Below are 24,745 nucleotides of genomic sequence, written 5' to 3'. Positions count from 1 at the left end.
TTGTTATTATGAAAGTTGATCTTTGATAATATCACCTAAAGTTACTTTATCATTATCATTGATTTCATTTAACGCTTCTCTTTCTTTCATTCTTGCAAGACTTTTTACGCTTAAACGAATTCTATTTTTCTTTTCATCAATGAAAACAATTAAAGCTTCTATTGTATCGCCTACTTTTAAACTTGAAAAATCAATATTACCCAAATCTTCTTTGTGAATTAGTGCATCAACGCCCTCTTCAAGCTCAACAAAAACTCCAAAATCCTTAATATCTCTAATTTTTCCTGAGATAATATCATTTACTTGGTGTTTTTGTGCATAAACCTGCACAGGACTTTTTTGCAATTCTTTAGTGCTTAAAGAAATTTTTTGATTTTCTTTGTCAAGCTTGATGATTTTAACTTCTATAACATCACCAACTTTATACATATCTTTGCATTTATCGTTTCTATTCCATGAAGCGTCTTCATTATGCAATAAACCTTCTAAGTTTGCAATTTTTACAAAGGCACCAAAATTAGTCACAGAAGTAACACTACCTTTTACCACATCACCTACTTTATGTGATTTTAAAAACTCATCAAAAGGTTTTGCTAATAAATTTTTTAAAGAAACTCTAAGTCTTCTTTCTTTAGCATTAATCTCAATTACTTCCACATCAAGCTCTTGGCCTTCACTAATATAATCTTTTGGATTTTTAGCATTTTTATCCCAAGAAATTTCACTTATATGTAAAAATCCTTCTATATCATTTCCCAAATCAACAAAAGCACCATATGGCTCTATATTTGAAACCGTAACCTTAATAGTGTCACCAACCTCTAAACCATCTTTAATTTCATCCCAAGGATCAGGCATAGCAAGTTTGATAGATAAAGAAAGATGTTTTTTATCTTTATCATATTTAATCACTTTTACAGGAACCTTATCACCCTCATTATATAATGAACTAGGATTTACCGGTCCTTTATAAGAAATTTCACTATAGTGAACCAAACCATCAACACCGCCTACATCAACAAACATACCATAGGTAGTGATTTTTTTAACAATACCTTCTATGATTTCTTCTTGATTTAACACATTTGAGATAATCTCTTTGCGTTTTTTTCTTTCTTCATCTACTATTTTTTTTCTAGAAACTACTATACTTTGAGCTTCTTTATCTATTTTGATGATTTTAACTTTGAAAGTTTTATTGATGATGTTATTTGAATCTTTAAAACTACTTTGTGATTTTGGTAAGAAAAATTCTACTCCATTTTCATCCACAGCTACAAAACCGCCTCTATTTTTACCAATGATTTTTACATCAAACATACTTTCATCATCTTTATAATTATCAATAAATTCTTTAACTTTTTGCTTTCTTAAAGCTTTTTTATGAGAAAGTAAAGATCTGCCACCGCGAGAACCCACTATAGCAACTTCTAATGTATCGCCTTCTTTGAAGATAAATTCGCCTTTGTCGTTTTGAATTTCTTCTATTGCCAAAATACCTTCTGATTTTTGCCCTACATTTACAAATACTTCATCGCCTTTAATCGCGACAATTATACCCTGTGTAGTTGCCTCCTCATCAGACTTGAAAGATTCCTCGAGCATTTGCTCAAAATCTTCTTCTATAATAATATCCTCTAGTCTGTTTTGAACTTTTTTGTTCACCTCGCTCATCGTGGTCCTTTGTTTTAAATTTTAATTCTTGATTATAGTATTGTTTTCTTTAAACTTAGTTAATTTTGGTGTATTCTTTGATTTTTTCCAAAACCAAATCAATCACCCAATCGGGTGTAGAAGCACCTGCGCTAATACCGCATTTTTCTTTACCGCTAAACCATTTTTTTTGAATTTCTTTTTCATTTTCGATTAAGTAGCTATCTTCGCAGTAATTTTTTGCTATTAAAAAAAGTTGCTTAGTATTAGCTGAATTTTTCCCTCCAACTATTATCATTACATCACTTTTTTTTGCAAGCTCATTGATTGCTTCTTGGTTTTTAAAAGTCGCATCACATATGGTATTAAAAACGCGCACTTCCTTAACCCTAAGCATTAAATAATTTACAATTTCCATAAATTTTTCTATCTTTTTTGTAGTTTGTGATACCACTGCAATTTTAGAAGGCAATTTAATATCAAATAATTCTTTTTCATCAAGAACCACATAGGCTTTAGTGCTTACATAACTTCTAACTCCTTTTACTTCAGGATGATTTTCATCTCCAAAAATCACAACTTCATAGCCTTCATTGCTCATTTGCTCACAAATTTTTTGAGGTTTAGTTACAAAAGGACAAGTTGCATCAAAAATTTCTATATCTTTTTGCTTTAATTTTTCCAAATCTTGCTTTGTAATACCATGAGTTCTAATGATAGCTTTTTTTTCTGTGCTTAATTCATTGATATCATTTAATGTTTTAACATTATAATTTTTCCAAAGTCTTGTGATTTCTTCATTATTATGGATTAAAGGGCCTATGGTAGCTGCATCTTTAATCTGTTCAGCCTTTTTAATAGCTCTTTTTACCCCAAAACAAAATCCATAGCTTTTTGCTAGTTCAATCTCCAATTTTAGCTCCTATTTGCTTTAAAATCTCAATAAAATTTGGGAAAGAAGTTTTAATGCATTCACTATCATCTACTTCCATTCCACATCTTAAACCTAAAATTAAAAAACTCATCGCAATTCTATGATCTCCAAAGCTTTCTATTTTAGCACTTTTAACTTCGCCACCTTCTACTTCAAAACCATCTTCTAATTCTTTTACTTTTATGCCACATTTTTGCAAATTTAATACAATTGATTTGATTCTATCACTTTCTTTTACGCGCAATTCTTTAGCATTTTTTATAATGCTTTTTCCTTTTGCACAAGCAAAAGCTATAGCCAAAGCTGGAATTTCATCAATCAACCATGCGATATTTTCACTCACATTTACCGCCTTTAAAGGCGTACTTTCAACACAAATTTCTCCAATACTTTCAAAATCTTCATTGGTAATATTATAGGTGATCTTTGCACCCATTTTTTCTAAAATTTTAAAGGCTTCAATACGTGTTTTATTTAACAAAACATTTTTTAAAACTACTTTTGAATGAGGTAAAATACAAGCAGCTAAGGCAAAGTAAAAGGCTGATGATGGATCATTTGGTACACATACTTCAAATGCTTTTAATTTTTCTTTTAAAGGATTGATTTTGATAAAAGTTTTATCCTCATTTAAATACTCAATGCAAGCCCCCATTTTATTAAGTATAATCTCACTATGATCTCTTGAAAGCTCAACTTCTTTAAAATAACTTTCTTTTTTGGCAAATAAAGCTGCTAAGATTAAAGCTGATTTTACCTGAGCTGAAGCAATATTACTACTAAAATCAAAACCATCTAACTTAGCCCCTTGTATACAAATAGGCGCTAAATTTGCATTAGCTCTTCCATAAATTTTAGCTCCTAAACTCATCAAAGGCTCACTTACACGTCTCATCGGCCTAGCATTTAAATAACAATCCCCGCTAAGTACAAAAAATTCATCTTCAATAGCGCTTAAAAGACCTATTAAAAGTCTTATAGCTGTACCTGAATTGCCACAATCTAAAACGCAATTTGGAGATTTTATATATTTTGGAGCTTTAATACAAATTAATTCATCATTTTCTTCAACCTCAGCTCCCAAAGCTTGAATGATTGCTAAAGTATGTAAAGTATCTTGGGCTTTTAAATAATTTTTAATCTTACAAGTTCCTTGGGTAAGCAAAGAAAAGATAGCAAAGCGATGAGATATAGACTTATCAGAAGCTATATATTCAAGCTCTGCTGTAAAAGAATCAATAGGACTGATTTTCATCGAAGTTTTAAACCATGTTCATCATCTAAAGCTTTGATGATTTTATCAATATATCCAAGAATAATATTATCTTCTAAGGTTTTTTCAAAATCTCTAAATACTAAATTAATAGTCAAGCTATAAAAATCGCCTAAATTCTCATCTGTATATAAATCTACTACTCTAAAACTTTCTAATCTTTCAATATCTAATTTAGCAATAGTGTGTTTGATTTTTTCATATTCAAAACCCTTAGGTATAACTATACTTAAGTCCCTGCTCATAGATGGAAATTTAGAATAAGCTTTAGCGGTTTTAAAGTCTTGTTTTAAGCCTTCTAAATCAAGCTCACAAATATAAGTTTTAACCAGATCTCTTTTATTTTCTATACTTAAATGCACTCTACCTACAAAACCTATACGCTTGCCATTTTTATATACATTTGCTTGCTCATATGGACTTAAAAATGCATATTCTGATTTTTGCAAACTAAACTCACCTATAATGCTCTTTAATTCTGCTAAAAAAGTATAAAAATCTACCAAAATAGGCTTGGCCTTATTTGTGATTTTAGCTTCTTCTTTGTAGCCACTAAAGATCATCGCAAATTTAGCATGCTCATTTGAAAACTCATCAAAAACACTACCACATTCAAAAAGTTTGATTTTCTTTTTTGAATTTCTTAGATTAAAGCTTGCTGCATTTAAAAGGTGATTTATCAAAGTGCTTCTTAAAGTATTAAGTTCATTGGTGATAGGATTAATAAGCTTATTTTTAATGCATTTAAATCCTAATTGACTTAATTCTTCTTCATTATCTAAAACATAATGCACACTTTCAAAATATCCATTGTTGCTTGCTTTTAATCTTAAATTTTTAAGCTCTTGATAATCAAAATATACTTGATTTAGACGATTTTTTTCTTTAAATTCTAAAGCTTTTGATGGGATATTATCAATGCCAACAATTCTTACTATCTCTTCACTAATATCAGCTATATTTGCTATATCACTGCGATGAAGTGGGATTTTGATATTAAATTGTTCATCATTTACTACACTTATTTCAAAGCCTAGTTTTTTAAGAATTTTTACTAAATTATTTTTATCTATAGGCATACCAATGATTTTATCAATCTCTGCACCAAAAATACCAATAATATTTGCTTCATTTTCTTTAAAAACTTGTTGACTTCCAGAAAAAACACTCATCGCGCTAATTTTCAAGCACTCATTAAATAAATACTCCATTCCCAAAGAAAGCTTAGGTTCACTACCTCTTAAAGAACGATATATAGTGTCATTTTTCTTTTTATAAAAGGCTATTGCATTTGCTATGGTTTGAGGACGAGTATAACTTGCTTCTATAATGATGATTTTGCTCTCATCATTGATTTTAAATTTATCTTCTTGCTCTATACCCGCTAAGGCAATCAACTCATCTTTATAATAAACTCCATATTCTCCATGTTCTTGAGTTTTAATTTCTAAAACAATCTTTTCATCGATTTGACAATCTTGACAAAGTTTATGAAAATCATAAGCACAAAAAATCACTCCACTCGCATGAGTTGCATATGTTAAAAGATTTTCTATATTATTATTTTTATATGCTTCAATCAAAGCAAGGCGAATTTGTATCGTAATATTTAGCTTAAATTCTTCTTTAATCTCTAATGCTTTATAAGCAAAAAAGCCTTCAACATCGCTTTGATTTTTAACACTTAATATTCTTCCTATACCTACGCTATTTTCACTTTCTTTTAAAGAATTTAATTCTTTTAAATTTAAATCAAGTGCTGCGCTTAAATCTCTAGCAACACCATATAAGCTCAAACAATCTCCGCGATTTGGAGTAAGTTCAATTTCAATTAATTCATCATTAAAAAGTTCATAATCATTTAAAGCTTTTCCTAGAACTAATTCTCCCATGCTTTCATCTAAAACCATAATGCCTTCATTGCTTTTTCCAAAACCAAGCTCACTAGAAGAGCAAATCATACCCATAGATTCAACCCCTCTAAGTTTGGCAGGTTTTATCTCAAGTCCATTTGGAAGCACTGCACCCACTAAAGATACGGCTACAAATTGATCTTTATCAACATTTTTTGCCCCACAAACAATTTGTAAAATTTCATTCCCAACATCTACTCTGCAAATATTCAATTTATCTGAATTTTCATGTTTAACTTTTTCTAAAACCTTACCTATTACAACTTTTTGGGGAGCTTTGACACTTTTGAAACTATCAACTTCTAATCCTATAGAATTTAAAGTATTTACTATAGTTTGCGTTGATATTTCACTTAAATCAATCCATTCATTTAACCAATTTCTACTAATAATCATCTAAATTGCTCCAATAATCTTAAATCACCTTCAAACATAGAACGCAAATCAGGAATTTTATGTAAAAGCATAGCAAAACGCTCCACACCCAAACCAAAAGCATAGCCACTTACATTTTTATAACCAACAAATTTATAAACATTAGGATCAACAACACCGCATCCTAAAACTTCAAGCCATCCTGTTTGCTTACAAACCCTACATCCACAACCTTTACAAAATACACAAGAAATATCTACTTCAGCAGATGGCTCTGTAAAAGGAAAAAAGCTAGGTCTAAAACGCACTTTTACATCACCAAACATATGTTTTAAAAAATGTTCTAGCATATCTTTTAAATTTGCAAAATTTACCTTATCACCCTCTTCTACCACAAGTCCTTCCACTTGATGGAACATAGGTGTATGGGTAATATCAAAGTCTCTTCTAAAAACTGCACCTGGTGCTATCATTCTAATAGGTGGTTTTTGAGATAGCATAGTTCTAATTTGAACTGGAGAAGTTTGGGATCTAAGCAAGGTTTTATCTTCAAAATAAAAAGTATCTTGCATATCTCTTGCAGGATGATTTTGTGGTAAATTTAATGCTTCAAAATTATGAAAATCATCCTCAATCAAAGGCCCTTTTTCTATACTGAAATTTAAAGCTGTAAAATATTCTATGATTTTATCCATAGTTTGCATGATTGGGTGCAAAGCACCTGCATTTGAAGTTTCATCAAAAAAGCTAAAATCTTGCACATCTTGTTTCATTTTTTCATTTAAAGCTTTTTCTTCTAATTCTTTTAATTTTATTTGATAAGCTTCATTAAATTCATCTCTTGCTTTATTTAAACCATTAGCAAATTCTTTTTTTTCTTCACCTTGCAAATCTTTTAACTTTGCAAATTCCAAAGTCAAAATACCTTTTTTTCCTAAAACACTTACTTTTATATTTTCAAGTTCTGCTAAAGTACTTGCAGAAGCAATTTTTTCTATCATATCTTGCAATTTTAGCTCCAACTAAATTTTTTTTAAACATTCTAATGTAAAATTATTTAAAATTAGCAAAAATAACAAAAAAAGGACTATTAAATGAGAGAAAAAACCGTATTTGAACTAATCATAGAAGGAAAAATCCCTGCTAATAAAGTTTTAGAAAGTGAAAAATTTTTAGCCTTTCATGATATTAATCCTAAAGCACCTATTCATATTTTAATCATTCCAAAAGAACATTTTGAAAACTTTCAAGAATTAAGACCTGAATTAATGAGTGAAATGACACAATTTATCCAAGAATTAGCTACTCTTTTAGGACTTGATAAAAGTGGGTACAGATTAATCACAAATTGTGGAAAAAATAGCGGACAAGAAGTCTTTCATTTACATTTTCATATGTTAGGTGGATTTGAGCTTCCAAAAAATAAAGAAACCCAAATCAATCCTGAATCACTATTCTAAAAAGAGCTTAACTCTTTTTAGATAGCAGGACCAGCTAATTTAAATTCTGCTCCTTCTTTTACATCTTCATAGCGTTTAAAATTTTCTATAAACATTTTTGCAAGCTTTAATTTGGTTTCCTCATAAGCTTTTTTATCTTCCCAAGTATTAACAGGGTTTAATAACTTACTTTCTACACCCGCTAATTCTTTTGGAACTGCAAGATTAAATAAATCATAGTTTTCAAACTCACAATTTTGTATGCTACCATCTAAAATCGCATTAATGCAAGCTCTAGTAGCTTTAATACTCATTCTTTTGCCTACACCATAAGCTCCACCGCTCCAACCGGTATTTACTAGATAAACATTCACATTATGCTTGCTGATTTTTTCGCCCAAAAGTTTTGCATAAACAGTTGGGTGTAATGGCAAAAACACTTCTCCAAAACAAGCTGAAAAAGTCGCAACAGGCTCAGTAATACCTCTTTCAGTTCCTGCTACTTTTGCAGTATAACCACTTAGAAAATAATACATTGCTTGTTCTTTACTAAGTTTACTAACCGGAGGTAAAACACCAAAAGCATCTGCTGAAAGGAAAATAATATTACTAGGATGACCTGCGCTAAGACTTGGCTCGTGATTTAAAATATGTTCTATCGGATAAGAAACTCTAGTATTTTCAGTTTTAGAACCATCATTGAAATCAACACTTAAATCATCTTTTAAAACTACATTTTCTAAAAGTGCATTTTGCTTTATAGCTCCATAAATTTCTGGCTCACTTTGAGGGTCAAGGTTAATACATTTTGCATAACAACCTCCTTCAAAATTAAACACACCCTCATCATCCCAACCATGCTCATCATCGCCTATTAATTTTCTTTTTGGATCGGTTGAAAGAGTAGTTTTACCTGTACCGCTAAGTCCAAAGAAAAGCGCCACATCACCTTTTTCTCCAACATTAGCACTACAATGCATAGGAAGTTTATTTTCTAGCGGAAGCCAGTAATTCATCATAGAAAAAATTCCTTTTTTCATCTCTCCGCCATACCAAGTCCCACCAATTACTGCTATATTTTTTTCTATGTTAAAAATGACAAAAACTTCTGAATTTAAACCATCTTTTTCATAGTCTTCATTCACACATTTGCAAGCATTATACACCACAAAATCAGGTTTAAACTCACCAAGCTCTTCTTCTTTTGGACGAATAAACATATTTTTTACAAAATGCGCTTGCCAAGCAATTTGTGTTACAAAACGCACAGCTTTGCGACTTTTTAACGAAGCACCACAATATGCATCTTGGATATAAATATCACTATTACTAAGCTGCTTTTTAGCTTTTGCTAAAAGTTTTTCAAATAATTCCTCGCTAATAGGTTGGTTAATCTTACCCCAAGCAATATATTTTTGTGAAGGATCTTGTTTTACAAAATATTTATCCTTAGGACTTCTTCCGGTAAAAATTCCCGTATCCACACTAAAGGTACCATTTTTAGTACATACACCTTCATTGTTATTTTTTTCATGTTTTAAAAGCTCATCATAACTAAGATTATGAAAAACTTGCCCGATATTTTCTAAACCTAAATTTTCTAAACCTATCATTTTTGCCTCCTTATTTATAAGTCATTAAAACCTGGCCTTCACTTACACTCTCACCAGCATTTACTAAAAGTTCTGCAATTTCTCCATCTTTACTTGCACTAACTTCAATCTCCATTTTCATAGCTTCAAGCACAGCTACAACTTGACCTGCTTTAACACTATCATTTTCTTTTACTAAAATTTTAAATACATTTGCATTCATACTCGCAACGATGGCATTAGCACTATCATCTACTTGTGTCTTTTTCACTTCTGTTTTGTCTGAATTTACTTTGACAGCACTTTTAACATTAACATCTCTATCAAAACCTGCACTTACTTCCACATGATATTTATTACCATTAACTGAAACGGTAAATTGATTTTCATTGATAAGACTTGGTTTTAATTTGCTATTTTTTCTAACATTAACCTTAGCTTCACCTTTTAAGAAAGCTATACCTTTTTCTTTACAAGCTGCAACGATAAAAATATTTTCTTCACTTGTTTCTAAATTTTCTTTTTCCAATAAGTTTTTAATATAAGCTATACTTTTACTCTCATCTGCATCAGCGATATCTGTAGCTAATTTTGTAGTTGGTTCTAATTTTAATTGCTCGCTTGCAAGCTTAATTACTTCAGGATCTGGAGCAACGGGAGTTTTTCCAAAATATCCTAAAACCATCTTACCATACCCATCTGCTATTTTTTTCCAAGGTCCAAACATTACATTATTAAAAGCTTGTTGAAAATAAAATTGCGATACAGGAGTAACCGAAGTACCATAACCACCTTTTTCTACCACTTCTTGCATGGCTTTTATAACTTGAGGAAATTTATCTAAAATATTATTATCTCTCATCATTTGTGTATTAGCAGTTAATGCTCCACCTGGCATAGGCGAAAAAGGTATTAAAGGATTTACCGCTGTTGCTTCAGGTGGTAGAAAATAATCTTTTAAACAATCTTTTAACACTTCTTCATATTTTAAAATTTTTTCTTCATCCAAACCAAGATCAAAATTGCTTCCCTTTAAAGCATGAAGCATGGTTAAAATATCAGGTTGGCTTGTACCACCACTAACAGGAGCAGCAGCCAAATCTATACCATCAACACCTGCTTCTAAAGCCGCTAAATAGCATGCTATGCTTACCCCTGCAGTTTCATGCGTATGTAACCTTATATGCATATTTCCAGGCAAGTTTTTTCTAGCCATTTTAATAACTTCATAAATTTTATTTGGATTTGAAGTTCCACTTGCGTCTTTAAAACAAATACTATCAAAAGGAATTTGTGCTTGTAGGATTTCTTTTAAAATTCTTTCATAAAAAGGTACATCATGCGCGCCTTTACATTTTGGAGGTAAATCCATTAAAGTAATAGTGATTTCATGTTTTAAACCATGTTTAACTATGCATTCTCCACTAAATTTCAAATTATTTACATCATTTAATGCATCAAAATTTCTTATGGTAGTTGTACCATGTTTTGCAAACATTTTTGCATGTAAATCAATAATTTCTTTACTACCTGTATCAAGTGCTACAGTATTAACCCCTCTTGCAAGGGTTTGTAAATTTGCTTCTTTTCCAACGATGGCTCTAAATTTATCCATCATTTCAAAGGCATTTTCATTTAAATAAAAAAATAAGCTTTGAAACCTAGCTCCACCGCCAAATTCAAAATGCTTAATATCTGCTTCTTTAGCTGCTTCTAGGGCAGGAAAAAAGTCATTCATCAAAACTCTAGCACCATAAACAGATTGAAAACCATCTCTAAATGTGGTATCCATCACATCAATTAATTTTTTAGCCATAATTTTTCCTTATTTTTGCATCTTTGCAATTATAACCTTACTTTCTTAAAAAATAAATTTATAAAATTTGGTTTAACATAATGATAATAATCGCAACAGGCGCAACAAATCTGAGTAAAAAATACCATATTTCAAAAATACTTTTACTCATAAATTTAGAAAACAAATTATACATTTTCATTTTATCTACAAAAAATCCTACAAAAATAGCACTAGCAATAGCTCCAAGTGGGAGCATAAAATTAGAAGTTAATTTATCCAAAATATCAAAAAAACTAAAACCAAAAAAACTAAAACTAGCCCCATAACTAGCACTAAAAGATAAAATACAACTCATCCCTAAAAGAAAAACCACAAAACCTATAAAAACCAAAGCCTTTTTTCTTGAAATTTTATATTCATTCACAAGATAAAAAGTAAAAGGTTCTATCATAGAAACTGCTGAAGTAATCCCTGCAAAAAATAAGGCCAAGAAAAAATAAAAGGCTAAAAAATGCCCAAAGATAGCACCTAAGTTGGAAAATAAAGTCGTTAAAGATATAAATACAAGTCCAGCGCCTTCTGCGGGATTGGCATTAAATTTAAATATAAAAGTAAATACAATAAGTCCCATCATTAAGCCTATGCTGATATTTAAAAGCACAATTATGGCTGAACTTGTGATTAAATTTGTATCATCTTTTAATGAAGCTGCGTAAGTAGTAATACAACCTATACCTAAACATAAGGTAAAAAAAGCAAGGCCTAAAGCTGTTAAAACTGAGTTTAAACTAAGTTTAGTAAAATCAGGATAAAACAAATAAACAAAAGCTTCTTTAAAACCATCTTGAAAAAAGCAATACACTAGCATTAATACAAGCATGATAAATAAACTTGGCATGATCCAAACATTCAGTTTTTCTATACCACTTTTAACCCCTCTTGAGACAACAAACAAGGTAAGAAAAAAAGCAATTAAAAAATACAAACTACTTTCTAAAATACTATTTTGTATTAAATTTCCAAACAAAGCTCCTGCCTCTTGGGTATTACTAGGCAAATAATAAATCGAAGTTATCATGTATTTTAAAACCCAACCCATAATAACAAGATAAAAAGATAATACAAAAATTCCACCAAGCATAAAAAATCCCGCAAATTTCCATTTTTGAGCATACTTGGTTGCTAAACTTTTATAAGCATTTACAGGATCACTTTGACTTAATCTTCCCATAGCAATTTCAGCTAAAAATACACAAAATCCCACGCTAATAGTCAAAAGCAAATACAAAAGCACAAAAGCAAAACCACCATTTTGCCCTACTAAGGTTGGAAATTTCCAAGCATTTCCAAGCCCTATAGCACCACCTGCAACAGCTAATACAAAGCCTATTTTAGAAAATTTATCATTCATTTTAATGCCTTAGAAAAAAAGCTGTCTGGCCATGATTAAAATCACTGCTAATGGAGAAATATATCTTAAAAAGATATACCAAATTTCAAAATACACCCCACGCATAAAGGGATGAAATAAAATTTGCAAAGCTTCTTTTTTAAGCACAAAACCCACAAAAAACGCTGTAATTAAAGCAGAAATTGGCATTAATAAATTTTGTATGAAAAAGTCTAAAATATCAAAAAAACTTTTTCCAAAGAAATTTAAACTTGGTGCGCTTACATGATAAAAAGAAAGTATAGATAAACTTCCAAGAAAATAAACAATCACACCTACAAAAACCAAAGCTTTCTTTCTTGAAATTTGATAACGATTTATAAGATAAAAAGTAAAAGGTTCTATCATGGAAATAGCTGAAGTAATTCCTGCAAAAAATAAAGCTATAAAAAAGGCTATAGCTAAAACATTTCCTAAAAATCCTAATTTTGCAAAAAGTGTTGTTAATGATATAAATATAAGCCCTGGACCTTGTTGGGTAGGATCAGCCCCAAATTCAAATATAAAAGTAAATACAATAAGCCCCATCATTAAACCAATGATAGTATTAATGATGATAATATTTAAAGCACTACTTATAAAATTTGTTTTATCGGGCAAGCTTGCTGCGTAAGTTAAAATCACACAAACACCCAAAGACATACTAAAAAATGCAAGCCCTAGTGCATCTAATATAGAATTAACATTTAATTTTGAAAAATCAGGTACAAACAAAAACTCACTCGCTTTAGAAAAACCATCCATACTAAAAGAATACCCAAGCATTAAAATAAGTAGTATAAATAAACTTGGCATCATCCAAACATTGAGTTTTTCTATACCACTTTTAACACCTTTTGATACTACATAAAAAATAACTATAAATACAAAAGTAAAACATATAAATTGAGATAAAACATCATTAGAAAGTAAATTTCCAAAAATAGTGCCTGCTTCATTTGTATCTTTAGGTAGTTCAAAAAACCCAAAATAAGCATATTTTGCTATCCAACCTATCACAACACTATAAAAAGACACTAAAATAATAGCACCAAGCATAAAAAATCCCGCTAGTGACCATGCCTTTTTATTTTTTGGTGCTAAAGTATGATAAGCATTTACAGGATCTTTTTCGCTAAGTTTTCCTATGCTAAGTTCTGCTAAAAATATCACAAAAGCCACACCCAAGGTTAAAAGTAAATACACCACTACAAAAGCTGAACCGCCATTGTTACCTACCAGAGTTGGAAATTTCCAAGCATTTCCAAGCCCAACGGCTGAACCTGCCACTGCTAATACAAAACCTATTTTAGAAAATTTTTCATTCATCTTTTAACCTTAAAAAAATAATTGTTTTATCATGATTAAAATCACCGCCAAAGGTGAAATATATCTTACAAAAAAATACCAGCACTCAAAGTATTTACCCCTCATATAAGGATAAAATAAAGTTTGCAAAGCTTCTTTTTTAAGTACAAAGCCTACAAAGATTGCACCAAATAACCCGCCCAAAGGCATCATTAAATTTGAAGCTATAAAATCTAATATATCAAAAAAACTTTTTCCAAAAAATTCCAAAGAATCTTTACTCCACTCAATTCCTGATAAAATACACAAACTTCCCAAAAAATACACAATGAAAGCTATAAAAATCAAAGCTTTTTTTCTTGTAAAATTATAAGAATTAATTAAATAAAAGGTTAAAGGTTCTATCATGGAAACTGCTGAAGTAATCCCTGCAAAAAATAAAGCTATAAAAAAGGCTATGGCTAAAATATTTCCCAAAGGTAAAAAGCCAATTGGATCAATATTTGAAAACAAACTCATTAAAGATACAAAAATCAAACCTGGACCTTGCTGAGCTGGATTGCCATTAAATTCAAATATGAAAGTAAATACAATAAGTCCCATCATAATACCAATGATAATATTAATAATAATAATATTAATAGTACTTGTAATAAAATTTGTTTTATCAGGCAAACTTGCAGAATAAGTTATAATCGAACCCACTCCAATAGATAAAGAAAAGCAAGCAAGTCCTAAAGCACTCAAAAACGCCCCTACACCAAGCTTAGAAAAATCAGGAGAAAACAAAAATTCACTCGCCTTAGAAAAACCATCCATACTAAAAGAATACCCAAGCATTAAAATAAGTAGCATAAATAAACTTGGCATCATCCAAACATTGAGTTTTTCTATACCACTTTTAACACCTTTTGATACTACATAAAAAATAACTATAAATACAAAAGTAAAACATATAAATTGAGATAAAACATCATTAGAAAGTAAATTTCCAAAAATAGTGCCACTTTCTTCTATGCTTTTTGGTAAAGGAAAAAATCCAAAATAAGCATACTTCACAATCCATCCTATAATCACACTATAAAAAGAAACAATCAAAATAGCGCCTATTAAAGAAAAGCCGACTATAGACCAAGCTCTTTTGTGTTTTGGTGCTAAAGTATAATAAGCATTTACAGGATCTTTTTCACTAAGTTTTCCTATACTAAGTTCTGCTAAAAATATCACAAAACCTACACCCAAAGTCAAAAATAAATACAAAAGTACAAAGGCTGAGCCTCCATTTTGCCCTACTAAAGTTGGAAATTTCCAAGCATTTCCAAGCCCAACAGCCGAACCTGCCACTGCTAATACAAAGCCTATTTTAGAAAATTTATCATTCATAAAAATAACCTTAAATTTTATAAACACATAAAAAACATTTAATGTAGCTAAAAAAAACTTTAATTTATTTTAAAATATGCTTATTAATTTAAATTTCAATAATTTTAAAGCTATATTAATATATAATTTCGCTTTTATAAATCACGAGTAGGGATACGCAAGCCGAAAGGATTTAAATTTTAATCGAGGGAATACTATGAAAAAAATCGTATTTTTAATGCTAGCTTTAAGTGGTTTTGCATTCGCGGCTGAAGGTTCTATGAATCAGTGGTTAGCTTCTTTTTCTATCTTAGCAGCAGGTTTAGGACTTGGTGTTGCAGCTTTAGGTGGTGCTATTGGTATGGGTAATACTGCGGCAGCAACTATAGCAGGTACTGCTAGAAACCCTGGTCTTGGTGGTAAATTAATGACTACTATGTTTATTGCTTTAGCGATGATTGAAGCTCAAGTTATCTATGCACTTGTTATTGCTCTTATTGCTCTTTATGCTAATCCATTCCAAGCATTAGTAGCAGCTTAATTATAAAAGCCCTTTTTAGGGCTTTATGCGGTTATGGTGGAACTGGTAGACACGCCATCTTGAGGGGGTGGTGCGCTCAGCGTGTGCGAGTTCAAATCTCGCTAACCGCACCATTTAAGGAATTTTAAAAAATGGTTTTTTATCTCTTAATTAGCGCAATAGCTTTTTTAATTCTTTTTTTTGCTATTAAAAAATATACACTAAAATTAGATGAGCAAGCCTTACTTGAACCCATTAAAAATGATATCTATCCTGAATTTTGCGATCTTATTAACGAAGAAATAAGAAATATCAAAAACAATCTTTTACAAAACACTTTTACACTTCAAAATGAAAATAATAAAGATGAATTTTTGGAAAATTTAAGCGATATGAGCAGAAAGCTTAACCATATTCAAACTATGAATTTAAGTAAAAAAAGCAATGCTTTGTGGGAAGAAGCTCTTTTTGACTTTTTAAAAGAGCTCGAAAAGCTTAATGAACAATACTTAAAGAATAGTGATGAGATTAATGATTCAATCAGAACTTCTTTGCAAGAAAAATTTTCTAATTTAACAAAAAACTAACACAAACAAATTATTTATTTCAAAAAACACTTTATAATTTTAAGCTATTTTTATAAAGGAAATTCATGTTTGTCAATAAGAAAAAAATCAATGAGCAAATTATTCAATTAGAACAATCTAATCAAGCTTTTCAAGATATACTTAATGCTATTAGCAAAACTATGGCGATGATAGAATTTCAAACAGATGGGACCATCATTAGCGCTAATGAAAATTTTCTAAAAACTATGAATTACTCTCTAGATGAAATTAAAGGAAAACACCATAGTATGTTTTGCTTACCTGAAGTAGTAAAGTCTCAACGCTATGTTGATTTTTGGAGAGATTTAAAAGGTGGTAAATCAAGAAATGGTCTTTTTAGACGCATCGCAAAAGGTGGAAAAGACATTTATCTTGAAGCTAATTATCTTCCTATTTTAGATCAAAATAACAAAGTATATAAGGTTATTAAATTCGCCAATGACATTACTCAAAGGCACTATGAAATGCTTGATTTAAAAAATACCATAGATGCAGCTAATCGTTCTATGGCTATTATTGAATTTAATCCTTATGGAGAGATTTTAAATGCTAATGAAAACTTCACTCAAACTATGGGTTATTCACTAAATGAAATCAAAGGAAAACACCATAATATGTTTTGCGAAGAAAAGTTTAGAAACTCAAAAGAATATACAATTTTTTGGGAAGAATTAAGAAGTGGTAAATTCCAATCAGGAAAATTTATACGCTTTGGTAAAAACAATAAACTAATCCACCTAGAAGCAAGTTATAATCCTATCAAAAATGATGATGGAGAAATTTATAAAGTTATTAAATTTGCAACAGATATTACCGAGCAAGTTGTAAGAGATGAGGAAAAACTAAAGCTCATTAGCGAACTAGCAGAACAAAATGATAATTTAACTCAAGAAGGTGATAGTGTTATAGAAAATACGGTTCAAAATATTCAAAATATTGCCGAGATGATGAATAATAGTAGTAATTTAGTTTCATCATTAAATGAACAATCAGAAGAAATCAAAAATATCATTCAAACTATTAGTGATATAGCAGATCAAACCAATCTTTTAGCGCTAAATGCTGCCATAGAAGCAGCGCGTGCTGGAGAACATGGACGTGGTTTTGCCGTGGTTGCTGATGAAGTTAGAAATCTAGCTGAAAGAACTGGACATTCAGTAAATGAAATTACCACTACGATTAATTCTATTAGAAATGTAACAGCTGAAGTGGTGCAAAGTATTAAAGATGGTTTAAGTGGTGTAAATCAAAGTGTGGATTTAGCCAAAGAAGCTAGAGAATGTATGGAAAAAATTAGAAATAGCTCAACTAAAGTAGCACAAGCTATGCAGGATAAATAAGAGTTTTTAGCTCAAAAGCTAAAAACTTTTCCTGCTATAAAGCTTTTTTCTACCTTACCTTGCAAGGTATCATTTGCATATAAACCTTCCCCTTTAAAAGAAAGATTTTCTTCAAATACAACCAAATCAGCATCAAAACCAAGTTCTATTTTACCTTTGTTTAATCCTAAAAATTGCGCTTGATTATAGCTTGTAAAATCACATAATTCTTTCCAAGTTAAAATACCTTCTTTTACTAAATATGTAAAACATAAACTCATATACATAGCTATGGCATTAATTCCAAAGTCTGCTTCATCAAAAGCTAAATCTTTTTTAGTGCTAGGAGTATGCAAAGAGCTTAAGAAAGTAATTTTTTTATCTTGAAGTAATTTTTTAAGACCTATTAATTCATTTTTTGCTCTTAGTGGAGGTAAAATTTTTGCTTGAGTATTGAAATTTTCACAAGCGTTTTCATCTTTGATTAAATGATGGATTGAAATTTCACTATATTGATCATGTAGTAATTCAAATGATCTTGTAATTGCTAAAGAGTTAAAACAAGCTTTGTTTTTATAAAACTCCACTAATTCTTTCATTTTTGCTACTTCACTAGTCTCAGCTATATCGCTAATTCCTATAAGTCCTAATTCAAAACTTGTTTGCCCATCATTCATCACCCCATGATCATCAAAACTCTCATCAAAACACTTTAAAAACACCGGAGTTGATTTCATATTAGCATATTGCATGCACTGTCTTAAATAATTTGCGCCTAAAGTACTTGAAAGCTCCAAACCTTTTGCACCCATATCAATTAAGGTGGCGATATTTTTTAATTTTTCTGTTTTATCTAATACATTAATAGTAGGTAAAACATTAATATCTAAAGATTTTAATTTATCAAAATAAAGTGCATAGCCTTGAGTGTTAGCTTCTAAACTATCTTTTAAAACAATAGTCCCTACCCCGCCTTTTAAGCATGCTTTTTCAAGATCATATAATTTATCTATACTAAATTCATTATCAAGCAAACTAACATTTAAATCAATAAACGAAGGAAGCAAAGTTTTGCCTTTTATATCAACAATATGCTCATCATCTTTTAAATCATTAGCAATTTGAGTGATTTTTCCATCTTCTATTTTAAGATCAAGTACTTGTTCACCATAAATTTTTGCATTTTTAATAATCATGATATTTCCTCCTTTGATGACATCAAATCTTTCAAAGATTCCCAAGCATTTTTACCCTCTAGCATTAAAACCACTTCATTGACAATCGGGGTATAAATTTGAAATTGCTTTGATAAGGCATGTATGGCATAAGCAGTTTGCACTCCTTCGGCTACCTCTCCAAGCTCCATTAAAATATCTTTTATATTTTTGCCACTAGCCAAACTCAAACCTACTCTATAATTTCTTGATAGATTGCTTGAAGCTGTTAAAAATAAATCTCCAGCCCCACTAAGTCCTAAAAATGTTTCTTCTTTAGCACTAAAAAACTGCCCAAAACGGTGCATTTCTACTAAACCTCTTGAGACTAAAGAAGCTCTTGCATTATTGCCTAAATTTAAGCCATCACAAACTCCGCTTGCAATTGCTAAAACATTCTTATAAGCACCACAAATTTCAGCACCTTTAACATCAGAACTTGTATAGGTTTTAATATAGTTTGGAAAAAAACTCGCAAATTGATTACAGAGTTCTTGATTTTTACCACTAATAACCAAAGCACAAGGTTTTTTTTCTAGCACTTCGCTTGCAAAAGAAGGTCCGCTTAAAAAACAAAGTCTATCACTACTTATGAACTCACCAAATACCTCATCCATAAATTTTAAACTTTTGCAATCAATGCCCTTAGAAGCTACAAGAATTTTTTGATTTAAATCTTTAAAATTATTTGCAAGCCATTCATGTATTCCTTGAGCATATAAAGCAAAAACCAAATATTCATACCCTAAAGCTTCTTTGGTGCTAACAAAATAAGAAAGATCTTTTTCGTGAAAAGAAGTTATCACGCATTCATTTTTAACACTCAATGCATCATATAAAGCACTTCCCCATTTTCCTGCACCAATAACTGCTATTTTCATATTTAACCAAGTTTTGCTTTTAAAATTTCATTTACCTTAGCAGGATTAAACGCACCCTTGCCTGCTTTCATTGCTTGACCAACAAAGAAACCAAAAAGTTTATCTTTACCACTTTTATATTCAGCTACTTTATCTTCATTGTTTGCTAAAATTTCATCAACAATCTTTTCAATAGCACCATCATCGCTTACTTGTTTTAAACCAAGTTTTTCAATAGCATTATCAATTTCAACTTCTGTATTTTCAAACACATAAGCTAAAATATCCTTACCTGCTTTAGCACTAATAACACCTTCTTCTATGCGTTTGATTAAAACAGCTAATTTTTCTTGTTTTATAGGTGAGTTTTCTATAGTTAACTCACCTTTTAAAAGTCCCATTAACTCAGTTGTAAGCCAAGTAACACAAAGTTTTGGATTTAATTTTTGATCAATTAAATACTCAAAATATCTACAAAGCTCTAATGAAGAAACAATCACTTCACTATCGCTTTCTTTAATACCTAACTCACTAACAAATCTAGCTTTTTTCTCATCAGGAAGTTCAGGTATATCTTGATTTAGCATTTCATCATCTAAAATTACAGGTAAAAGATCAGGATCAGGAAAGTATCTATATTCAGCAGAATCTTCCTTACCTCTCATACTTCTAGTAACCAAATTAACCGTATCAAATAATCTTGTTTCTTGCACAACTTCTTGATCGTATTTTCCATCTTCCCAAGCTTCACTTTGGCGTTTTACTTCATACTCAATCGCCTTTTGGATAAAACGGAATGAATTTAAATTTTTAATCTCCACTCTAGTATAAAGCTTATCATCACCCTTTGGACGAATACTAACATTAGCATCACATCTAAAACTACCTTCTTGCATATTTGCATCTGAAATATCTAAAAATCTTATAATAGAATGAAGCTTTTTCAAATAAGCCACTGCTTCATCAGAACTTCTAAGTTCAGGCTCGCTAACGATTTCAAGCAAAGGTGTACCTGCTCTATTTAAATCTACTTTTGAAAAATTACTTTCATGTATATTTTTCCCTGCATCTTCTTCTAAATGAGCTCTAGTGATACCTATGCGTTTATTTTCTCCATTTACATTGATAAACAACTCGCCATTTTCCACTATAGGAATGTCAAATTGCGAAATTTGATAAGCTTTTGGCAAATCAGGATAAAAATAATTTTTTCTATTAAAAATACTTTTTTTATTTATAGTTGCATTAACTGCTTTTCCAAATGCTATAGCTTTTTTCACTGCTTCTTGATTTAATACAGGCAAAGCACCTGGCAAAGCTAAACATGTTGGGCATACATTAGTATTTGATTTTTCTCCAAAAGAAGTTGCACATGAACAAAAGATTTTTGTTTTTGTATTTAATTGTGCATGAACTTCAAGTCCTATAACAACTTCAAACATTAAAATTTTCCTTAAAATTTTTTGTTTATTCTAGCGTTTTTTATTTCAAAAAGAGTTTAAAAAAGAATAGAAGAAGATTAAAAAAGAAAAAAGCAAAAAATATTTTTTGCTTTTTAAAAATTAATGATGTTCATCAACTACAGTCGCACCTGCTAAATAAACATAAGTTAAAATCATAAAAATAAAAGATTGTAAAAATGCCATAAAAGTTAAAAGCATATAAGCAGGTAGTGGTGCAACCCAAGGCACAAGAGCTAAAATAACTGCTAAGAATAAATCATCTCCTTTGATATTACCAAACAAACGGAAAGATAAAGAAATAACTCTTGAAAAATGAGAAACCACTTCTATAGGAAACATTAAAGGTGCTAGAATTTTAACAGGTCCCATAAAATGTGCAAAATACTTAAAAAATCCTTGAGTTCTAATGCCTTCAAAATGATAATACACAAATACTATAATAGCCAAAGAAGCACTAAAATTTAAACTAGCACTTGGAGCTTCAAAACCTGGGATAATTCCTATGATATTACTAAAAAACACCATAAAACCTATAGTTGCAACTAAAGGCAAGTATTTTCTAGCAGCTTCATCACTACCCATGGTATCTCTACCCATACTTAAAATGCCTTCCATATAAGCCTCAGCTAAATTCTGACTACCTCTTGGGACAATTTGCATGGATCTTGTAGCAAGTTTTGCTAAAATTAAAGAAATCACAACCACTATACCCAAATGAAAAAAGTATGCAAAAGTGTGACTAGAATCTATAAAAGAACTAAATAAAAATAAATCTTTCATTAAAAATCCTTAGCAGAATAAATATTTCAAAGCTAATATTATAGAAAAAATTTGCTTATATTTTAATGAAAATTCATTTTATTAGCGCAAAAATATCCTCCTAAAATCGCACCTGTAAAACCACCTCCAGGAAATATAAAAGCATTAGCAAAATATAAATTTTCTATACTTTTACTTTTGTAATACAATCTATATTTAGCCCCTTCTTGATCTTGAGAAAATCCATAAATTGCACCCTCATAAGCTTTAGTATATCTTTGTATAGTTTTTGGCGTAGCTAATTCTTGATGGATTAAGTGTGAACTTAAATTTGGAAATATCTCATCTAGTCTTTGCACTATAGCTTTTAATACCTCTTCTTTTTTAGCTTTATAATCTTGTTTATTTAAATCCCATTCACTATAATTTGAACTAAAAGCTACAACACCTATGTATTTATCGCTAGCTAAACCACTATCAATTTTAGAATAATTCACAAAAGCCATAGGTCTTTTTTTGATATCTAATTTTAAAATATTAGTATTTTCATATGAACTATTTAAAAAATCATCTTCAAATATAAAATTGCAATAATCCATATTTTCATAAATTTTAGAAATATCTTTATCATAAATAAAATAAGCACTTACCAAAGAACAAGCGCGCTTTTTAGACTCTATTGTTTTGATTTCTTGGGTTAAATTTAAATCTTTAAGCAAGTCTTTATATACGATTAAAGGATCACAATTTGCAATGATATTTTGCGCATAGATGGTGTATTTTTGATTATTTTGAATGTATTCTACTCCATAAGCTTTTTGATCTTTTGTGAGTATTTTAACAACTTCAGCCTTAGCTAAAACCTGTCCTTGATTTTCTTTTATAACCTCAGCCAAAGCATCACTTAAAGCTTGTGAGCCACCTTTAATATATACCCCACCATCATAATAATGCTTTTGAGCAATGCCATGAAAACTAAAAATAAATTCCTTACTATCATGATGATAATAACTCATATTTGCATTTAAAATCTTTTTTAACTTATCATTTTTAATATAAGCATTTAAAACATCATAAACTTTTTTATTAAACAATCTATTTTTGATAAATATCCAAGAAGTGCTAAATGGAAATAACAATAATTCACTTAATTTTAAATCCCAAGGAAACCTTCTAATAGCATAAGCTTGCGTTTTTATAGCTTTAAAATATTTATCAATACCTTTACTTTCTTGTGGAAATTCTTTTTTCAAAACCTCTTTTACGTTTTCTATGCCATGAGGTAAAGTTAGATTATAATTTTTACTTTTAATACTCCATGCACTTGGTAAAGGTAAAATTTCAATTTTATTTTTTATACCAAGTTTTTCAAAAACCAAATGCTTCATGTCAGTTTTTGCTTCACCTAGGTCCATTTCATGAAGCCCCGCATCAATCAAAGCACCTTTTCTTTTAAAACAAGTAGCACAACCACCGATTAAAGAATGCTGTTCTAAAACTAAAACTTTTTTACCATTTCTAGCTAAAAAAGCACCCGCGCTTAAGCCTCCAAGTCCTGAACCTATAATGATTACATCAAATTTTACATCCATTCTAAAACCTCACGTAATTCTTTAGCTACAAAACATTTTAAACCAAGTTCTTCCATAGGTTTAACCGGCACTATGGCATTTTTAAATTTTTGCATTTTAGCTTCTTTTAAACGCACATCAAGTGAAAATACTTCTTTGATTTCACCATTTAAGCTAAGCTCACCCACAAAAACACTATCTTTACTCAAGGGGCGGTTTTTAAAACTTGAAATAATCGCTGCAACCACCGCTAAATCTGCCGCAGTTTCACTAATTTTTACCCCACCACTTACATTAATAAACACATCATAATGTCCCAAAGGAATTTCAAGCTTTCTCTCAAGTAAAGCTATGAGCATATCTAAACGATTTTTTTCATAGCCTGTTGCACTGCGTTTTGGGTATGCACTCTCACAAACTAAGGCTTGAATTTCTAGTACTAAAGCTCTGCTTCCTTCCATCACTACACTCAAAGCGCTACCACTTACCGCCTTACCACGCGTAAAAAATCTATTAGCTATGTCTTTAGCACTAATTAAACCCTTAGAAGTCATTTCAAAAATACCAACTTCGGAAATATTTCCAAAACGATTTTTAAAACCTCTTAAAATCCTTATTTCTTTATTAGCATCACCTTCAAAATAAAGCACTACATCTACCATATGTTCTAAAATTCTAGGTCCAGCTATAGCTCCATCTTTAGTAATATGACCTATGATAAAAGTGCTAATATTATTGGCTTTAGAATAGCGCATTAACTCAAAAGTAATTTCTCTAACTTGAGTGATACTACCTGCTGCTGAAGTAATTTTATTAGAATATAAAGTTTGAATAGAATCAATAATTAAAATTTCATAATCTTTTTTAGAAAGCTCGCTTAAAATATCTTCCAAGCAAAGTTCAGTAAGTAAAAATAAATTCTCACAATTTGCATTCAAACGATCTGCGCGCAGTTTGATTTGAGATTTACTCTCCTCTCCACTTACATAAAGTACTTTTTTACCACTTTTTGCCAAATTGGAAGCAATTTTTAATAAAAGTGTGGATTTTCCAACCCCAGGTGAACCCCCAATTAACACCAAAGAGCCCACAACAAGCCCGCCACCTAAAACCAAATCAAGCTCATTATCATCAGTGCTAATGCGAGTGAAATTTTCTGCTATAACGTCATTTATACATACTGCAGAACTTGGAGTGTTTGAGAGTGAATTTAACTCTTTTAAAACCTTAATTTGTTCTTGCTTTAGCTCAATAAAACTATCCCAAGAACCACATTCAGGACATTTGCCTAGCCATTTACTTTGTTGATTTCCACAAGCTTGACATTCAAATAAAATATGTTTTTTAGCCATAAA

General features: G+C 30.4%; 20 protein-coding genes and 1 tRNA gene. 5 read left to right on the top strand and 16 right to left on the bottom strand.

Annotated elements, in window-relative coordinates; all coding sequences use genetic code 11:
- Positions 1 to 6: 6 nt before the first annotated feature.
- From L8U98_RS03505 to pheS, 5 genes are read right to left on the bottom strand one after another with little or no spacing between them, the layout of a single operon-like run.
- Entirely contained in the window at positions 7 to 1,674 is a 1,668-nt protein-coding gene (locus L8U98_RS03505) for a 30S ribosomal protein S1 (protein WP_039618939.1), read from the bottom strand.
- A gap of 55 nt (positions 1,675 to 1,729) precedes the next feature.
- Positions 1,730 to 2,566: a 4-hydroxy-3-methylbut-2-enyl diphosphate reductase gene (locus L8U98_RS03500; RefSeq protein ID WP_263724953.1), complete on the bottom strand. Its 837-nt coding sequence runs from the start codon at positions 2,564 to 2,566 to the stop codon at positions 1,730 to 1,732.
- Positions 2,556 to 3,842, bottom strand: coding sequence for a 3-phosphoshikimate 1-carboxyvinyltransferase (gene aroA / locus L8U98_RS03495; protein ID WP_263724952.1), 1,287 nt, complete (start codon positions 3,840 to 3,842; stop codon positions 2,556 to 2,558). Before aroA ends, L8U98_RS03500 begins: the two co-directional genes overlap by 11 nt.
- Positions 3,839 to 6,169 (bottom strand): phenylalanine--tRNA ligase subunit beta, encoded by a 2,331-nt coding sequence (pheT, locus tag L8U98_RS03490; RefSeq protein WP_263724951.1) that lies wholly within the window; start codon positions 6,167 to 6,169, stop codon positions 3,839 to 3,841. The genes aroA and pheT overlap by 4 nt, the downstream gene beginning before the upstream one ends.
- Positions 6,166 to 7,158 carry a phenylalanine--tRNA ligase subunit alpha gene (gene pheS / locus L8U98_RS03485; RefSeq protein ID WP_039668703.1) on the bottom strand — a complete coding sequence of 331 codons (993 nt, stop codon included), beginning with the start codon at positions 7,156 to 7,158 and terminating at the stop codon, positions 6,166 to 6,168. Before pheS ends, pheT begins: the two co-directional genes overlap by 4 nt.
- A gap of 84 nt (positions 7,159 to 7,242) precedes the next feature.
- Between pheS and L8U98_RS03480 the strand changes: the two genes are divergently transcribed.
- Complete coding sequence (locus L8U98_RS03480; RefSeq protein WP_220555324.1) at positions 7,243 to 7,608, top strand: histidine triad nucleotide-binding protein; 366 nt, start codon at positions 7,243 to 7,245, stop codon at positions 7,606 to 7,608.
- Positions 7,609 to 7,625: 17 nt separating this feature from the next.
- On the opposite strand, the gene pckA is transcribed toward L8U98_RS03480, so the two are convergent.
- From pckA to L8U98_RS03455, 5 genes are read right to left on the bottom strand one after another with little or no spacing between them, the layout of a single operon-like run.
- Positions 7,626 to 9,200, bottom strand: a complete 1,575-nt coding sequence (gene pckA / locus L8U98_RS03475; protein WP_263682346.1) for a phosphoenolpyruvate carboxykinase (ATP) — start codon at positions 9,198 to 9,200, stop codon at positions 7,626 to 7,628.
- A 10-nt stretch (positions 9,201 to 9,210) separates the two neighbouring features.
- The gene (locus L8U98_RS03470; RefSeq protein WP_263724950.1) at positions 9,211 to 10,995 is read right to left on the bottom strand and encodes a biotin/lipoyl-containing protein; all 1,785 of its coding nucleotides are present in this window, start codon (positions 10,993 to 10,995) and stop codon (positions 9,211 to 9,213) included.
- Between the two features lie 58 nt (positions 10,996 to 11,053).
- A complete protein-coding gene (locus tag L8U98_RS03465; protein ID WP_263724949.1) occupies positions 11,054 to 12,388 on the bottom strand; it encodes a sodium-dependent transporter in 1,335 nt (444 codons plus the stop codon).
- A gap of 9 nt (positions 12,389 to 12,397) precedes the next feature.
- A complete protein-coding gene (locus L8U98_RS03460; RefSeq protein ID WP_263724948.1) occupies positions 12,398 to 13,735 on the bottom strand; it encodes a sodium-dependent transporter in 1,338 nt (445 codons plus the stop codon).
- Between the two features lie 9 nt (positions 13,736 to 13,744).
- The gene (locus L8U98_RS03455) at positions 13,745 to 15,097 is read right to left on the bottom strand and encodes a sodium-dependent transporter (RefSeq protein WP_263724947.1); all 1,353 of its coding nucleotides are present in this window, start codon (positions 15,095 to 15,097) and stop codon (positions 13,745 to 13,747) included.
- 196 nt (positions 15,098 to 15,293) lie between these two features.
- Between L8U98_RS03455 and L8U98_RS03450 the strand changes: the two genes are divergently transcribed.
- The 4 genes from L8U98_RS03450 (at position 15,294) to L8U98_RS03435 (ending at position 17,544) form a co-directional block, all read left to right on the top strand.
- Positions 15,294 to 15,617 carry a F0F1 ATP synthase subunit C gene (locus L8U98_RS03450; RefSeq protein ID WP_012661906.1) on the top strand — a complete coding sequence of 108 codons (324 nt, stop codon included), beginning with the start codon at positions 15,294 to 15,296 and terminating at the stop codon, positions 15,615 to 15,617.
- Positions 15,618 to 15,644: 27 nt separating this feature from the next.
- A tRNA-Leu gene (locus L8U98_RS03445) sits at positions 15,645 to 15,730 on the top strand.
- A gap of 18 nt (positions 15,731 to 15,748) precedes the next feature.
- Positions 15,749 to 16,183 (top strand): hypothetical protein, encoded by a 435-nt coding sequence (locus L8U98_RS03440; protein WP_263663465.1) that lies wholly within the window; start codon positions 15,749 to 15,751, stop codon positions 16,181 to 16,183.
- Between the two features lie 65 nt (positions 16,184 to 16,248).
- Positions 16,249 to 17,544 carry a methyl-accepting chemotaxis protein gene (locus L8U98_RS03435; protein ID WP_263724946.1) on the top strand — a complete coding sequence of 432 codons (1,296 nt, stop codon included), beginning with the start codon at positions 16,249 to 16,251 and terminating at the stop codon, positions 17,542 to 17,544.
- 11 nt (positions 17,545 to 17,555) lie between these two features.
- Here the strand turns inward: L8U98_RS03435 and L8U98_RS03430 are convergent, their stop codons facing one another.
- The 6 genes from L8U98_RS03430 to radA form a co-directional block, all read right to left on the bottom strand.
- A complete protein-coding gene (locus L8U98_RS03430; protein ID WP_263724945.1) occupies positions 17,556 to 18,719 on the bottom strand; it encodes a metal-dependent hydrolase in 1,164 nt (387 codons plus the stop codon).
- The gene (locus L8U98_RS03425; RefSeq protein ID WP_263724944.1) at positions 18,716 to 19,618 is read right to left on the bottom strand and encodes an NAD(P)H-dependent glycerol-3-phosphate dehydrogenase; all 903 of its coding nucleotides are present in this window, start codon (positions 19,616 to 19,618) and stop codon (positions 18,716 to 18,718) included. The genes L8U98_RS03430 and L8U98_RS03425 overlap by 4 nt, the downstream gene beginning before the upstream one ends.
- A gap of 2 nt (positions 19,619 to 19,620) precedes the next feature.
- Positions 19,621 to 21,039, bottom strand: coding sequence for an Asp-tRNA(Asn)/Glu-tRNA(Gln) amidotransferase subunit GatB (gatB, locus tag L8U98_RS03420; protein ID WP_263682354.1), 1,419 nt, complete (start codon positions 21,037 to 21,039; stop codon positions 19,621 to 19,623).
- Positions 21,040 to 21,159: 120 nt separating this feature from the next.
- Entirely contained in the window at positions 21,160 to 21,840 is a 681-nt protein-coding gene (locus L8U98_RS03415; protein ID WP_039668715.1) for a F0F1 ATP synthase subunit A, read from the bottom strand.
- 62 nt (positions 21,841 to 21,902) lie between these two features.
- Positions 21,903 to 23,411 carry a phytoene desaturase family protein gene (locus L8U98_RS03410; RefSeq protein ID WP_263724943.1) on the bottom strand — a complete coding sequence of 503 codons (1,509 nt, stop codon included), beginning with the start codon at positions 23,409 to 23,411 and terminating at the stop codon, positions 21,903 to 21,905.
- A complete protein-coding gene (gene radA / locus L8U98_RS03405) occupies positions 23,402 to 24,742 on the bottom strand; it encodes a DNA repair protein RadA (RefSeq protein WP_263682356.1) in 1,341 nt (446 codons plus the stop codon). Before radA ends, L8U98_RS03410 begins: the two co-directional genes overlap by 10 nt.
- Between the last annotated feature and the right edge of the window lie 3 nt (positions 24,743 to 24,745).

Origin of the sequence: Campylobacter sp. RKI_CA19_01128, assembly GCF_025771175.1 — a bacterium.
GTDB lineage: Bacteria > Campylobacterota > Campylobacteria > Campylobacterales > Campylobacteraceae > Campylobacter_D.
This window is presented reverse-complemented; position numbering and strand designations above follow the sequence as displayed.

What these genes read in the sequence shown, in the direction of transcription:
- L8U98_RS03505 (WP_039618939.1), bottom strand. Translation starts at nt 1,674, where the DNA reads ATGAGCGAGGTGAACAAAAAAGTTCAAAACAGACTAGAGGATATTATT.
- aroA (WP_263724952.1), bottom strand. Translation starts at nt 3,842, where the DNA reads ATGAAAATCAGTCCTATTGATTCTTTTACAGCAGAGCTTGAATATATA.
- pheT (WP_263724951.1), bottom strand. Translation starts at nt 6,169, where the DNA reads ATGATTATTAGTAGAAATTGGTTAAATGAATGGATTGATTTAAGTGAA.
- L8U98_RS03480 (WP_220555324.1), top strand. Translation starts at nt 7,243, where the DNA reads ATGAGAGAAAAAACCGTATTTGAACTAATCATAGAAGGAAAAATCCCT.
- pckA (WP_263682346.1), bottom strand. Translation starts at nt 9,200, where the DNA reads ATGATAGGTTTAGAAAATTTAGGTTTAGAAAATATCGGGCAAGTTTTT.
- L8U98_RS03470 (WP_263724950.1), bottom strand. Translation starts at nt 10,995, where the DNA reads ATGGCTAAAAAATTAATTGATGTGATGGATACCACATTTAGAGATGGT.
- L8U98_RS03465 (WP_263724949.1), bottom strand. Translation starts at nt 12,388, where the DNA reads ATGAATGATAAATTTTCTAAAATAGGCTTTGTATTAGCTGTTGCAGGT.
- L8U98_RS03460 (WP_263724948.1), bottom strand. Translation starts at nt 13,735, where the DNA reads ATGAATGAAAAATTTTCTAAAATAGGTTTTGTATTAGCAGTGGCAGGT.
- L8U98_RS03455 (WP_263724947.1), bottom strand. Translation starts at nt 15,097, where the DNA reads ATGAATGATAAATTTTCTAAAATAGGCTTTGTATTAGCAGTGGCAGGT.
- L8U98_RS03450 (WP_012661906.1), top strand. Translation starts at nt 15,294, where the DNA reads ATGAAAAAAATCGTATTTTTAATGCTAGCTTTAAGTGGTTTTGCATTC.
- L8U98_RS03440 (WP_263663465.1), top strand. Translation starts at nt 15,749, where the DNA reads ATGGTTTTTTATCTCTTAATTAGCGCAATAGCTTTTTTAATTCTTTTT.
- L8U98_RS03435 (WP_263724946.1), top strand. Translation starts at nt 16,249, where the DNA reads ATGTTTGTCAATAAGAAAAAAATCAATGAGCAAATTATTCAATTAGAA.
- L8U98_RS03430 (WP_263724945.1), bottom strand. Translation starts at nt 18,719, where the DNA reads ATGATTATTAAAAATGCAAAAATTTATGGTGAACAAGTACTTGATCTT.
- L8U98_RS03425 (WP_263724944.1), bottom strand. Translation starts at nt 19,618, where the DNA reads ATGAAAATAGCAGTTATTGGTGCAGGAAAATGGGGAAGTGCTTTATAT.
- gatB (WP_263682354.1), bottom strand. Translation starts at nt 21,039, where the DNA reads ATGTTTGAAGTTGTTATAGGACTTGAAGTTCATGCACAATTAAATACA.
- L8U98_RS03415 (WP_039668715.1), bottom strand. Translation starts at nt 21,840, where the DNA reads ATGAAAGATTTATTTTTATTTAGTTCTTTTATAGATTCTAGTCACACT.
- L8U98_RS03410 (WP_263724943.1), bottom strand. Translation starts at nt 23,411, where the DNA reads ATGGATGTAAAATTTGATGTAATCATTATAGGTTCAGGACTTGGAGGC.
- radA (WP_263682356.1), bottom strand. Translation starts at nt 24,742, where the DNA reads ATGGCTAAAAAACATATTTTATTTGAATGTCAAGCTTGTGGAAATCAA.